At 36.2% G+C, this 15,047-nt stretch carries 8 protein-coding genes; 4 read left to right on the forward strand and 4 right to left on the reverse strand.

From position 1 onward, the window contains the following. Positions 1-101: 101 nt before the first annotated feature. On the reverse strand, positions 102-1,409 hold the full coding sequence (locus tag AC8GF4_RS01585; RefSeq protein ID WP_506592121.1) for an NCS2 family permease: 1,308 nt from the start codon (positions 1,407-1,409) through the stop codon (positions 102-104). 180 nt (positions 1,410-1,589) lie between these two features. On the opposite strand from AC8GF4_RS01585, the gene AC8GF4_RS01590 reads away from it, so the two are divergent. Both AC8GF4_RS01590 and AC8GF4_RS01595 read left to right on the forward strand, forming a co-directional pair. Beyond that, positions 1,590-3,185 carry a S8 family peptidase gene (locus AC8GF4_RS01590; RefSeq protein WP_506592123.1) on the forward strand — a complete coding sequence of 532 codons (1,596 nt, stop codon included), beginning with the start codon at positions 1,590-1,592 and terminating at the stop codon, positions 3,183-3,185. 61 nt (positions 3,186-3,246) lie between these two features. Next, on the forward strand, positions 3,247-5,121 hold the full coding sequence (locus AC8GF4_RS01595) for a M1 family metallopeptidase (protein WP_506592125.1): 1,875 nt from the start codon (positions 3,247-3,249) through the stop codon (positions 5,119-5,121). Positions 5,122-5,420: 299 nt separating this feature from the next. Here the strand turns inward: AC8GF4_RS01595 and AC8GF4_RS01600 are convergent, their stop codons facing one another. The 3 genes from AC8GF4_RS01600 to AC8GF4_RS01610 form a co-directional block, all read right to left on the reverse strand. After that, positions 5,421-6,635 (reverse strand): DUF418 domain-containing protein, encoded by a 1,215-nt coding sequence (locus AC8GF4_RS01600; protein WP_506592127.1) that lies wholly within the window; start codon positions 6,633-6,635, stop codon positions 5,421-5,423. Between the two features lie 124 nt (positions 6,636-6,759). Then, complete coding sequence (locus AC8GF4_RS01605) at positions 6,760-9,432, reverse strand: MGH1-like glycoside hydrolase domain-containing protein (protein ID WP_506592129.1); 2,673 nt, start codon at positions 9,430-9,432, stop codon at positions 6,760-6,762. 387 nt (positions 9,433-9,819) lie between these two features. Next, positions 9,820-10,782: an L-threonine 3-dehydrogenase gene (locus AC8GF4_RS01610; RefSeq protein ID WP_506592131.1), complete on the reverse strand. Its 963-nt coding sequence runs from the start codon at positions 10,780-10,782 to the stop codon at positions 9,820-9,822. A gap of 226 nt (positions 10,783-11,008) precedes the next feature. Here AC8GF4_RS01610 and AC8GF4_RS01615 point away from each other — a divergent pair, with 226 nt between their 5' ends. Both AC8GF4_RS01615 and mfd read left to right on the forward strand, forming a co-directional pair. Next, on the forward strand, positions 11,009-11,650 hold the full coding sequence (locus AC8GF4_RS01615) for a hypothetical protein (RefSeq protein WP_506592133.1): 642 nt from the start codon (positions 11,009-11,011) through the stop codon (positions 11,648-11,650). Continuing rightward, the gene (gene mfd, locus AC8GF4_RS01620) at positions 11,643-15,011 is read left to right on the forward strand and encodes a transcription-repair coupling factor (RefSeq protein WP_506592135.1); all 3,369 of its coding nucleotides are present in this window, start codon (positions 11,643-11,645) and stop codon (positions 15,009-15,011) included. The genes AC8GF4_RS01615 and mfd overlap by 8 nt, the downstream gene beginning before the upstream one ends. Positions 15,012-15,047 lie beyond the last annotated feature (36 nt).

Raw genomic sequence — 15,047 nt, forward strand, 5'->3', positions numbered from 1 at the left:
GTTTTATAAAAATTTCATGAATTACACCCAACGAGCTAGATTATAATAATTCTAATAGAAAAGTCCACATTTTTTATCGATTTGAAATAGGTCTTGTTTTTTTAATTCATCTGTGCAATTACAATACTTAGGATAGAAAAAACACCTACACCCCACATCATTGGTGTTACTTCTTTGGTATTTTTGGTGAATAAAGCCAAGATTATAAAGGAGGAAAAACCATAGGCAATTCCGTTGCTGATGCTATAGGTTAAAGGCATCATTATCATGGTTAAAAATGCAGGTACGGCAATATGTAAATCCGTAAAATTGATTCTGGATAGATGTTTGGACATATAGATTCCAACAAGGACTAGTGCTGGCGCTGTTGCATATGCTGGAACGATAGTAATAATAGGAGAGAAAAACAATGCCAAAAAGAAAAAAAGTGCCACAAATACCGAACTTAATCCAGTTTTGGCTCCATTGGCAATTCCTGTAGCCGATTCAATAAAAACAACGGTATTACTTGTTCCCAAAATACCGCTACACATTGTTGCAATACCATCGGCTTCCAATACTTTTTTCAGATGAGGCATTTTGCCATTTTTACCAACGAGATTTGCTTCATAAGAACAGGCAATCGCTGTTCCGATAGAATCAAATAAACTTACAAAAAGAAAAGAAAAAATAGCGGAAGCAAAACTTAGTTTTAAAACGCCCAGGATATTTAGTTGCCCAAAAATGGGCGTAATAGATGGAGGTAATGAAAATAGGTGAGTTGGTAAATGAACAGAGGGATCAAATGCAATACCTAAACAAGTACCTATTATTATTCCAATTAAGATGGCTCCTTTTATTTTGTAAATTTCTAAAATTACGGTTATAAATAAAGTGATCAAACCAATTACGACAGCAGGCGTAAATTTACCCAATGTTACCAAAGTATCAGGATGAGCAACAATAAGACCTAATTGTTTGAATCCAATAAAGGCAATAAAAAAACCAACTCCACAACCCATAGCCACTTGCAACGAGGGGGGGACGGCTTCCACAATTTTATGGCGAATACCAAAAAAAGATATAATTGTAAAAAATACTCCTGAAAGAAAAACAACTCCCAAAGCATCCTGCCATGAAACGCCTTGTCCCAAAACCAATGTAAAAGCAAACATAGCATTTAGTCCCATTCCTGGCGCCATGGCAAAAGGAACTTTGGCCCAAATCCCAACCAACAAAGTTCCAAAAATAGCCGCAATACATGTAACCGAAATGAGTGCTTCTTTTGGCATTCCCGTCATCGACAGTATGTTTGGGTTTACAAAAATAATGTAAGCCATTGACAAAAAAGTAACCAAACCACCCAAAGCCTCTTGTTTTACCGAAGTTTCTCGTTCTTTTATTTTGAAATAGAGAAGGATTTTATTCATTTGGTTTTTTATTTATTTTCTGTTTCCAAATTTACTACAAAATGAGTTTTTATTAACTTTAAGGTTCTAAATTTTAATGTAAACTTGTTTAGATTCACAAAAAACCGTTAACAATTGCATAATATCTAATTTACTTCTACTATTTTTGGAGTTGATTACTAAATTGGAAAGATATATCAAATGAAAAAAATAAATTTAACCGCATTAACATTACTTACGACCTTGTCTTTATGCCTTTCGGCAAATGCACAAACAGCAACCAATTATACCGCCAAAAAAGGAAAATTAAGCGAGCCTGAATTGCAAAGATGGTCGCATCTGGATTTGGCCAAAGACAGTATTCCAGGAATGAGTGTTGACAAAGCCTATGCCGAATTACTAAAAGGAAAGAAAAACGTTAGAGTAATTGTAGCCGTTGTAGACTCTGGTGTAGATATTGATCACGAAGATTTGAAATCGGTAATTTGGACCAATAAAAAAGAGATTGCTGGAAACGGAATCGATGACGATAAAAATGGTTTTATTGACGATATTCACGGTTGGAATTTTCTTGGGAATGCTGGACATGAAACATTAGAAATGACTCGTATTGTAAAAAAAGGCGATGACGGATCCGCGACCTACAAAAGTGCTCTTGCTGCGTATGATGAAAAATTCAACAAAGCAATGAAAGACAAACAACAGGTCGATTTCTTGACTGCTACCGATAAATCCATTCAAAAACATTTGAACAAAGAGGTTTATACTATCGAAGATTTGAACGGAATTGTTACTACAGATCCCGATTTGACCAAAAGCAAAATGATCATGACTCGCATTCTTACCAATGCAGGACCTACATTTAGAGCCGAAATAGCAGAATATAGTAAGTATGTTTACGGCCAGCTTGACTATAATTTAAACAAAGACTTTGATGGCAGAAAAGTGGTTGGTGACAATCCAGAAGATATCAAAGACACCAAATATGGTAACAATACGGTTTATGGTCCAGACAAAGAAGAAGCAGACCATGGTACTCACGTTGCGGGAATTATTGCACAAGTAAGAGGAAACAATATTGGTGGAGACGGAATTGCAAACAATGTTGCCATTATGGCTGTAAGAGCTGTTCCAGACGGAGATGAGTACGACAAAGATATTGCACTAGCGATTCGTTATGCGGTTGATAATGGAGCTAAAGTTATCAACGGTAGTTTCGGAAAAAGTTACTCACCACACAAACAATGGGTTTTTGATGCTATAAAATATGCCGAAAAGAAAGACGTACTTTTTGTTCATGCTGCTGGAAATGATGGGGAAAATATTGATCTAGATTCAAATGCCAATTTTCCAAATGACTCCGAAGACAATAAAAAAGAATTTGCTTCAAACGTTCTGACTATTGGTGCTTTGAACAATCAATATGGAGAAAATGTTATTGCATCGTTTTCAAATTATGGAACATTCAATGTTGATGTGTATGCTCCTGGTGACGAAATTTATGCTACCATTCCAAACAACAAATACAAATACTTGCAAGGAACTTCTATGGCCTCACCAAATGCTGCTGGGGTTGCTGCTTTGATTCGTTCATACTACCCAAAATTGTCTGCCAAACAAGTAAAACAAATTTTGATGGAATCTGGTACTCCACTTCCTGCGATGGTTGTTTTGGGCGAAAGCACAAATCCTAACGAAAAACCTTTGCCAGTTTCATCGGCTCAATCATCAAAATCAGCCAAAATGGTCAATGCGTATAATGCATTACTGATGGCCGAAAAAATGTCAAAAAAATAAACTAACTTATTATTAATTAAATGGAAGAGCTTGTGTTCTTCCATTTTTTATTTTAAACACCATGCGTAAACTCTTTTTAATTGCATTCTTTTCTCTTTGTTTCGGGAATCTATCCGCCCAAAATACGGGCTATTGGCAGCAACATGCCGATTACAAAATGGATGTGACTATGGATGTGAAAAATTATCAGTACAAAGGAAAACAAGAATTGATTTATACCAATAATTCCTCGGATACCTTGAAAAGCGTGTATTACCATTTGTACAATAATGCTTTTCAACCCGGAAGCGAAATGGATGCTCGCCTTCAAACCATCAAAGATCCTGATGGACGTATGGTTACCAAAATAAAAGTGGATGGCAAAGATGTAAAAGAAAGCCGAATCAAAAACTTAAAACCCAACGAAATTGGGTACCTTAAAATTTCCAATTTTAAGCAAGATGGTATAACCGCTGTTGCCAAAGAAGTGGGTACCATTCTTGAAGTGACTTTGGCTAAACCCATTTTACCCAATTCAAAAACAACTTTTACTCTCGATTTTGATGGTCAGGTTCCTTTGCAAATTCGTCGTTCAGGACGAAATAATAGTGAAGGAATTGAATTATCGATGACACAATGGTATCCCAAATTGGCCGAATTTGATTTTGAAGGATGGCATGCCGATCCTTACATCGCTCGAGAATTTCATGGTGTTTGGGGGAATTTTGATGTAAAAATCACCATTGACAAGGACTATCTTTTGGGAGGTTCAGGTTATTTGCAAAACCCAAACGAAATAGGGTATGGGTATCAAGATGCAGGAGTTACAGTAGTTTATCCTAAAAAAGCAAAAACATTGACTTGGCATTTTCTAGCTCCAATGGTACATGATTTTGCTTGGGGTGCCGACAAAAATTATACCCATGATGTGGTCAAAGGACCCAACAATGTTGATCTGCATTTTATTTATAAAAATACTCCCGCAGTTGTCGAAAACTGGAAAAAACTAGAACCTTTGATGGTAAGAGTTATGGATTTTTATAATAAAAATGTGGGTAATTATCCGTACAAACAATATTCCTTTATACAAGGAGGTGATGGAGGAATGGAATATGCCATGTGTACTTTAATGCTAGGAAACGGAACTACAGAAGGGATGTTAGGAACGGCTTCTCACGAGATGGCACATTCTTGGTTTCAACATATTTTGGCATCCAATGAATCCAAACACCCATGGATGGACGAGGGTTTTACCACTTATATCGAAGACTTGGCTCTAAATGATTTAAAAGACAGAAAAGAAGAAAACCCATTCAAAGGGAATTATGCTACCTATTATAAATTGATAGAGTCAGGAAAAGAACAACCACTTTCTACACACGGAGATCGTTATGATGAAAACCGTCCGTATAGTATTGCTTCTTATGTAAAAGGGAGTATATTCTTGTCTCAACTAGAGTACGTAATTGGTCAGGAAAATTTAAGAAATACACTCAAAAAGTATTTCCAAGATTTCAAATTCAAACACCCATCTCCAAACGATATCAAGAGAACGGCCGAGCGTGTTTCGGGAGCCAACCTCGATTGGTATTTGGTCGATTGGACACAAACCTTAAACACGATCGATTACGGTATCAAAGACGTAAAAGAAAACGCAGACAAAACAACTGTAACCCTGGAACGAATTGGAAGAATGCCTATGCCTATTGATCTATTAGTCGAATACACAGATGGTACCAAAGAAAGTTTCTACATTCCATTGCGAATGATGAGTTTTGAAAAAGCAAATCCAACGCCAGCCATCACTAGAACAGTTCTTAACGATTGGACTTGGGCGTACCCAACATTTGAATTTAATATTACAAAACCAAAAGCAACTATCAAGAAAATGACCATTGACCCAAGCGGTTTAATGGCCGATGTCAAGCAAGCTAATAATGTTTACGAGGTGAAGTAATATTTCATAAAATATACCAAAGGCTCTTTTAAAATGTACCGTTTTAAAAGAGCCTTTTTTTTATAAAATAATCTTTTGGGGGTAACACCACTAGCAAAAGGGGCTACTTTCCATGCCGCTTATTTGCCCCTTTTGCTACTGCTGTCGGGCTATCCACGCTACTTCGGTAGCTAGTTCCTATCCCTTACCCAATTCTAACAGCATTAGAGAAAACATAGAAATTTAGGTTTTTTCAAAGAGATCCTCTTTAGTTGAAAATAACGTTTTCTCAATGACTTGTATACGTATATATTAAGTCGTTAATTCTCAATAACCACAGCTTTCGGTTCTTTAATAAAAGCTTCAGATGTGATTCTCTTAATAGGAAATATTTTTCGATAACTCAACACTCTCCAAAGCCATTCGACAGGACCATAATTGAATTTGGAAAGCCACCATTTGCTAATAAACAATTGAATGACAAACACAAAAATGGCCAAAAGGAAGTAAGCCCAATAGGGTAAAGTGTCGTATAATTTTAATCCAACACCAGAGAAAATAAGAAAAGCCAATAGATTTTGAACGATGTAATTGGTCAAGGTCATTTTGCCCGAAAGTCTAAAATAACCAAAAAGGGTTTGTAGTTTATTATGGTTATACAACATACAAATTCCCGTGGTAATACAAAGCATCGTACTGAATACTAACCAATAACCAGGTCTGAAATATGTTGGGAAAACCAAGTCTTTTGAAAAAACAATTTCAAAAACAGAAATGAGCAGGAGTGCAATTGTTAGACTGATGAAGAATGTCTTTTTTAAAGTGTTTTTCAATTCGGGAAGGCGATAAAAAAAGGCAGTTTTTTGAGCATAAAATCCCAACAACATACAAGCAAACATCATTATGTGGACTGTTATTGCATAGGGTAAATTTAGAATTTGACCATAATAAGTGCCCAATAGGTTGTACTCAAACACATCAAACCAGTTACCTGAATGATACATTTTCAAATATTTAAGATCCGAATACACATCTGGAACAATATATTCTAACGTATTGACATAACCTGAAACAAAAGGAATAATTAGTAAAAGGAACAGGCCCGTCCTAAGAATTGTTTTGGCAGAACATTTATAAAACAATAATAAAACAAGACCCAGAAAAGCATAATCTTTTAAAATATCACCCAACCAAATAGCCGAATTAATAAAGGACAAAGCAAAAAGAATTAACATTCGCCATGCAAAAAAACCAACGGGATTCTTGCCTTTTCCTGCTACATTTTGGATTAGAACTGCAAAACCATAACCAAATAAAACACTCAATAAAGTCCAGGATTTGGCTGCAAATACATATTGGTGAATATTTTGAAGAATTATTGATAATATGTTTTTAGTATTGGAATCAGAGGGTAAACCAATAAATTTATAATCAACATAATTACCAATGACGACTCCCAGTAATGCCCATCCTCTTAGAATATCAACAATTGCTGTTCTTTTATGGTCTTCGATAGGTTGATTAATGTAGGTCATACTTTAAAATTAGATAATGGTTTTGGTTTGGTTTTTGAAAGTACCCAAATGTAAGAAAAATAAAAACCATCAAGTAAGATTTTTTAAATATCTCATTGATGGTTTTTTAGTGAGCTGTCAAAGGTTATTCGTCTTCTTTATGCAGATGTCTAATAATTTCAGAAATCAATCCTGTCCAACCTGTTTGATGATTCGCGCCTAAACCTTTTCCGGTATCACCATCAAAATACTCAAAGAACAAATGGTTTTTATTGAAAAGTGGGTCTTTTTGAAACTTTTCGTATTCTCCATACATTGGAATATTCTTTTTGGTGTCCGGAATAAATAGATCCAATAATCGTTTGGCAACTCCATTAGCAGCGTCTTTGATAGGCATCATATCCCCGGAATCGGTTGGAAATTCTACTTTGAAATCTTTTCCATAATAGGAATCAAATTTTTCCAATGAATCCAAAATTAAATAATTCATAGGAAACCAAATTGGGCCTCTCCAATTCGAGTTTCCACCAAACATATCTCCTGTGGCTTCTGCAGGTGTGTAATCTACTTGGATGGTACCTCCTTCAAAGTTAAATTTGTAAGGATGGTCTTTGTGGTGTTTGGACAAGGAACGGATTCCGAAATCGGATAAAAACTCTTTTTCATCAAACATACGTTTCATGATCATTTTCATACGATGTCCTCTAAGAGTCGAAAGCAAACGGGTTTCCCCTTTTCCAGGGTGATACCAACTTGACACTAAATTGGCTAAGTCTGGACGATTTTTTAAAACCCATTCTACGCGACGTTTAAAAATTGGTAATTTTTCTAACAATTCGGCGTTTAAAACCTCTACTGCAAATAGAGGGATTAATCCAACCATTGATCGAATTTTCAACGATTCGGCATCTCCATTTGGTTTGTGTAGCATATCATAGTAAAACTCATCTTCTTCATCCCAAAGGCTTACTTTATTGTCTCCCAAAGATTGCATGGCTCCAGAAATATGAAGGAAATGCTCAAAAAATTTGGAAGCCATATCTTGATAAACGGGGTTTTTTAAGGAAATTTCACAGGCTATTCGTAACATATTCAAGCAATACATGGCCATCCAACCGGTACCATCAGCTTGTTCCAAGTGACCACCTGTTGGTAAATCGGCAGAACGGTCGAACACTCCAATATTATCCATACCGAGGAATCCACCTCCAAAAATATTGTTCCCATTTTCATCCTTTAAATTCACCCACCAAGTAAAATTAAGCAGTAGTTTATGGAAAATGCGTTCCAAGAAAGCGATATCTCCAACTCCGTCATTACTTTCTTTGTCAATTTTATATACTTTCCAGGTTGCCCATGCGTGTACTGGAGGATTGACATCAGAAAATGACCATTCATAAGCTGGAATTTGTCCGTTGGGGTGCATGTAATATTCTCTCAAGATAACAGATAATTGCCTTTTTGCAAAATCAGGATCTAGTCTAGCCAAAGGCAAAGTATGAAAGGCCAAATCCCAAGCTGCAAACCAAGGATATTCCCATTTGTCTGGCATAGATAGAATGTTGGAAGTATACATGTGTTTCCAAGAACTATTTCTACCTTCTTTTCTATTGGTATCTGGTCTTGGGGTAGAGGGATCTCCCTTTAACCATTCATGTACATTGTAATAATACCATTGTTTGGTCCAAAGCATTCCGGCATAAGATTGACGTTGAATCGATTTTAATATTGGGTCTGTAACTCCTTTTTGTATGGGAGCATAAAACGCATCCGCTTCTTGAAGTCTTTTTGTAAATTGAACATTAAAATCTTCAAAAGGATCTTCTGGTGTTGTATTTGTAAATCGAAGACGGTATTCTTTTTTACCATTTGCTGGAATAATATCATCGTAATGTACGGATGCTTTTGTGCCAACAGCTTCTGGATTTATACTATTTTGGTTTTGGTTTACAATGTAATCATTAATTCCATCTTTGGCATAAGTAGATTGTTTTGGAGACTTATACAATTTTTCAAAGTTGGTTTCATTATCGCAAAACAAAATGTCTTTGGCATTTTCTGCATACAAATTAAAGTGACCAACCAAACGATGATCTATTTTTATGGACGATTTTCCAATTCCAGTTAAAGTAGGTTTGTGTTTGTATTTATCATAACCCCAACTCCAAGTATTCCGGAACCAAATAGTAGGCAATACAGTCAATGGAGCTGCTAATTTTGAACGATTTTCTACAGTTATTTTGATAAGAATGTCTTGCTCATCGGCTTTGGCATACTCTATTGTTATATCAAAATACTCATCATTATCAAAAACTCCAGTATCGAGCAATTCATATTCGGGTTCTAATCTGGATCTTTTTTTGCTTTCTTTTATTAATTTTTCATAGGGAAATGCAGACTGAGGATACTTATAAAGCATCTTTTGATACGAATGTGTAGGTGTAGAATCTTGATAGAAATAAATTTCTTTTACATCTTCTCCATGATTTGATTCGGCTGGTGTTAACCCAAAAAAGCGTTCTTTTAAAATACGATCGTTTTGATTCCAGAAGGCAAGTGCAAAACAAATGTGTTGTTTATTGTCTGAGATTCCTCCAATACCTTCCTCGCCCCATCTGTAGGCTTTTGAACGTGCCATATCATGTGTTACGCTTCCCCATGCATAGCCACTTTGAGAATAATCTTCACGAACTGTTCCCCACTGCCTTTCGGTCAAGTAAGGTCCCCATTTTTTCCAACCTTTGTTGTCGGTTCTAAATTTTAACCGTGCTTTTTCTGCGTTTTTTTCGACGTCTATTTCTTCAACTCTATCTGACATGCCCTTTCTGTATTGATTCTAGTCTGCAATTTATACAAAACCCACGTAAAAACACCTATTGAATTGACAAAAATCAATGGGTATAATTAATGAAAGAATGAATAATAAAATGTTTTATTGTTTTATTTACAGAATTGATAAGTACTCAGAATTTACTTAAATTATAATTCAAAGAGTTTTTATTGTAATACCAGATTATTACTTTGTCGAAAATATCCCGATAACCGAGAATAGCTTTTGGAATACTGAAGCCGAGTGAGGGATGGGCTAAGCTACCGAAGTAGCAGCAACAGCCCGACCGCGTTGAGAAAAGGGGCTTTGTAAGCGGTGCTATAAGTAAGCCCCTTTTTCTCAACGGGGGCACTCCCAAATAGAGGAATGCTTGGGTTATTGTATATCTGTATTGTATTGAGGACTTAAATTTTTTAACATATCGACTGTCATCATTTCCAGATCAAATTCGTGTTTCCAACCCCAATCTTCTCTGGCTCGACTGTCATCGATGCTTGCAGGCCAGCTGTCGGCTATTTTTTGACGGAAGTCGGGTTTGTAAGTTACTTCAAGCTCGGGTATGTGTTTTTTGATTTCGGCTGCAATTTCGGTTGGAGTAAAACTCATTGCGGCAAGATTATAAGAAGATCGAATTTTAATTTGTTCGGTTGGGGCTTTCATAATGTTGATCGTTGCGGCAATAGCATCGTCCATGTACATCATGGGCATTTTGGTTTCGGAGGTCAAAAAACACTCATAGTTACCATCGCTTATGGCTTTGTGGTAAATATCTACGGCATAATCTGTAGTTCCTCCGCCGGGTAATGTTGTCCAACTTATTAAGCCAGGGTAACGAATACTGCGGACATCGACACCAAAAATGTTATGGTAGTATTCACACCATCTTTCGCCAGCCTGTTTACTGATGCCATATACGGTCGAAGGCTCCATTACGGTGTATTGAGGTGTGTTTTCTTTGGGGGTTGTTGGGCCAAAAACGGCAATACTGGAGGGCCAGAATATTTTTTTTATTTTTCCGGCTTTCGCCAAATTCAAAACATGAAACAACGAATTCATATTCAGATCCCAAGCAAAGGCAGGGTTTTTTTCGGCTGTAGCAGAGAGCAGGGCAGCCATCAAATAGACATCTGTAATTTGGTGTATTTCTACCAAATGTTCAATTTGGTTAAAATCCAAAGCATTGACTACTTCGAACGGACCGGAATTCACCACGTCGTTATTCAGTTTTCGAATATCAGAAGCAACAACATTATCGGTTCCATAAAGGGCTCGAAGTTGATGCGTCAATTCGGTTCCAATTTGCCCGCAAGCGCCTATAATTAATATTTTTGGATTCATGGTGCGATGATTTGAAATGCAAATATAACGATTTCGTAAATTACAACGAATTAAGATGGTGATTTTTATGAATATTGTAAAAATTATGGTAAAATATGCTAAAGGTCATAATTCTTAATGTTATAATTTTGTTATTGCTATTGCCATTGCTATTGATTTTTGCCATTGATATTCTGATTGCCATTGTAAATTTACTTTGTAACTTTGTACTTCAAATAAATTAGAAATGAACAATAAATTAACGCTACTTTTTTTAGTGATTTTGATTCAGTTTTCGTGTAAAAATGACAACGAGGAACGTCTTGCCGATAACTTGAAAGACGCAAAAAAGAAAGAATTAATTTTTGCAACCATAAACAAAGGCTGGAATTTTTTTGATACTCCTATTAATGCAGTTTCTGAAGCCAATATGTCTACTTGGCCTGAGTGGCGAACCTTTATGAATGAATTGGCCATTAAACCAAAAAAAACAATTACTGCTTTTCAGAAGAAAGCTAAAACATTATCAACTAAGGTAATGGCTTTGAATGTTAATATACCGTATCAGTTTGACACTCCACAAATACGTAGTAGAATAGCAACATTGACAACTCAAGTTCGAATGTTGGATTTGTACATTAATCTTGATAAAGTTTCGGATAAAAAAGTCACCAAATTGGTAGCTGAAATTAATATTGAGTTGGTTTCATTACAAAGGCAAATGGACAAAATTGTAGAAAAAAGTAAAATCCCTATGGAAGTTGGAGAGTCGGAATTGTTAATGATGTTGGATACTACAAGAGCTATTCCGTCTGGAAGTCCAATGACACCAAGTAATTCAGGAAGTACAACTAGTCCAAAAAATCCAAACGAAGCGCACGTTGAGTAAATCTACTATATATTCGGTTTATGATTCTTCACCTAAAACGGCTCAGATTGTAGCTCGTTTGCAGGAAAAGAATCAAGTAAAAATACATTTGGAGGGATTGGTAGGATCGGCGACTTCGTTTGTAATTCAGTCTATTTTTAAAAAATCGGAACTTCCTTTTATGTTGGTTTTAAATAATAAGGAAGAAGCCGCTTATTATTTAAACGACCTTGAACAAATGGTTGGAGAACAGGATGTGTTGTTTTATCCTGGATCATTTCGCAGGCCTTATCAAATTGAGGAAACAGACAATGCCAATGTTTTGCTAAGAGCTGAGGTTCTTAACCGAATTAACTCCCGTATAAAACCGGCCATAATTGTTACCTATCCCGAAGCACTTTTTGAAAAAGTAGTGACCCGAAAGGATTTGGATAAAAACACTTTGAAAGTAGAAATTGGAGATAAAATCTCCATAGATTTCTTGAATGAAGTTTTGTTTGAATACGAGTTCAAAAGAGTTGATTTTATAACTGAACCGGGTGAATTCTCTGTTCGTGGTGGAATTGTCGATGTGTTTTCGTTTTCGAATGATAATCCATATCGAATTGAATTTTTTGGAAATGAAGTAGAAAGCATTCGTAGTTTTGATGTTGGAACGCAACTTTCATTAGAAAAAAAGAAAAAAATAACCATTATTCCGAATGTAGAGAATAAAGTTTTTCAAGAAAATAGAGAATCATTTCTGGATTATATTGCCGAAAGAACTGTTTTGTTTCTTCAAAACACGGAAAATCTTTTGGCAGAATTGGACAAACAATTTAGCAGAGCCGAAGAAGCTTTTGAAAAATTATCCAAGGACATCAAACACGCCACTCCAGAACAATTGTTCTTGAATCAAAAGTCATTTATAAAAAGAGCGTTGGATTTCTCTATTGTAGAATTCAATTCGAAACCTGTTTTTAAAATTGCTCACAAGTTTGAGTTTCACATACAGCCTCAACCATCGTTCAATAAACAGTTTGATTTGTTGTTGAATAATCTGAGTGAGAATCAGTTTAATGGACTCAAAAATTATCTGTTTTGTTCGAATGAAGCGCAGGCAAAACGGTTTCATGACATTTTTGAAACACTTGACGAAGCCAATTCAGAGAACATCAGGAAGCAATACAAGACAATCGTTTTGCCGCTTTATCAAGGTTTCATCGATCAGGAAAATCAAATTGTCTGTTATACCGACCATCAAATTTTTGAGCGTTATCATAAATTTAGCATCAAAAACGGCTATTCCAAAAAACAAAATCTAACCTTAAAAGAACTTACGACTTTGTCCGTAGGCGATTATGTAACGCATATCGATCACGGAATTGGGAAGTTTGGTGGACTGCAAAAAATACAGGTTGAAGGCAAAACACAAGAAGCAATCAAACTGGTATATGCTGATAATGATATCGTGTATGTGAGCATTCACTCGCTACACAAGATTTCAAAATATACAGGAAAAGACGGAACGCCACCAAAAATATATAAATTAGGTTCGAATGCTTGGAAGTCTTTAAAGCAAAAAACCAAAGCCAGAGTCAAAAATATTGCATTCAATTTGATTCAATTGTATGCCAAACGTCGATTGGAGAAAGGATTCCAGTTTGCTCCCGACAGTTATTTGCAAAACGAGTTGGAGAGTTCCTTTATATACGAAGATACGCCCGACCAAACCAAATCGACTCAAGAAGTAAAAGCCGATATGGAAAGCGAGCGTCCTATGGATCGTTTGGTTTGTGGCGATGTAGGATTTGGTAAAACCGAAGTTGCAATTCGTGCCGCTTTCAAGGCGGTGGATAATTCAAAACAAGTAGCAGTCTTGGTGCCAACAACTATTTTGGCGTACCAACATTACCGCACTTTTTCCGAAAGGTTGAAAGACATGCCCGTTTCAATTGGTTATTTAAACCGTTTTAGAACCGCCAAACAAAAAGCCGAAACCCTCAAACAATTGGCTGAAGGAAAACTCGATATTGTCATTGGAACACACCAATTGGTGAACAAAAATGTGGTTTTCAAAGACCTTGGATTATTGATTGTAGATGAGGAACAAAAATTTGGAGTGAATGTAAAAGACAAACTCAAAACCATTGCGGCCAATGTTGACACTTTGACTTTGACTGCGACTCCAATCCCGAGAACCTTACAGTTTTCGTTGATGGCAGCACGAGATTTATCGGTAATTACAACACCGCCACCAAATAGATATCCAATTGAGACCAATGTGGTTGGTTTTAATGAAGAACTGATTCGAGATGCGATTTCGTATGAAATTCAGCGAAACGGACAGGTTTTCTTTATCAATAATAGAATTGAAAATATTAAGGAATTTGCTGGAATGATACAGCGCTTGGTGCCCAACGCCCGAGTAGGAATTGGCCACGGGCAAATGGAAGGCGCGAAGCTAGAAGAATTAATGCTGGCGTTTATGAACGGAGAATTTGATGTTTTGGTTGCCACAACTATTATCGAAAGTGGATTGGACGTTCCGAATGCGAATACCATTTTTATTAATAATGCGAATAATTTTGGATTGTCAGATTTACATCAAATGCGAGGTCGAGTAGGGCGTAGCAACAAGAAAGCATTTTGTTATTTTATCTGTCCGCCGTATTCGCACATGACCGAAGATGCCCGAAAGCGAATTCAAGCTTTGGAGCAATTCAGCGAGTTGGGAAGCGGTTTGAACATTGCCATGAAAGATCTTGAAATTCGTGGTGCAGGAGATTTATTGGGAGGAGAACAAAGCGGTTTCATCAACGACATTGGTTTTGACACTTACCAAAAAATCATGAATGAAGCCATCGAGGAATTGAAAGAAAACGAATTCAAAGATTTATATCCCGAAGAAAGCAATATCGAAACCAAAGAATATGTAAAAGACCTGCAAATTGATACTGATTTTGAGCTGTTGTTTTCAGACGAATACATCAATAATGTCACAGAGCGATTGAGTTTGTACAATGAGCTGGGTGCTATAAAAAACGAAGAAGAGTTAGTTATTTTTCAAAATAAACTAATCGACCGTTTTGGGCCAATGCCACCAAGAGCTTTAGCTTTGATGAACAGCATTCGCATCAAATGGATTGCTACCAGAGTTGGTATTGAGAAATTGGTAATGAAAAAAGGGAAGATGATTGGTTATTTTGTATCCGATCAGCAATCCGATTTTTATCATTCTGCACGTTTTCACAAAGTGATTCAGTTTGTACAAACCCACAGTAAAATTTGTGTAATGAAAGAAAAACAAACCCCAGTAGGTTTACGACTGTTGTTGACTTTTGATAATGTCAAAAACACAAGAACCGCATTAGAAATGATGAAGTTATTGAGTGGGGAATGAATTGATTAAAATTTTTAATTTAAACTTTAAAAATGT

The sequence above is a fragment of the Flavobacterium rarum (SeqCode) genome (assembly GCF_965234445.1).
Lineage (GTDB): Bacteria > Bacteroidota > Bacteroidia > Flavobacteriales > Flavobacteriaceae > Flavobacterium > Flavobacterium rarum.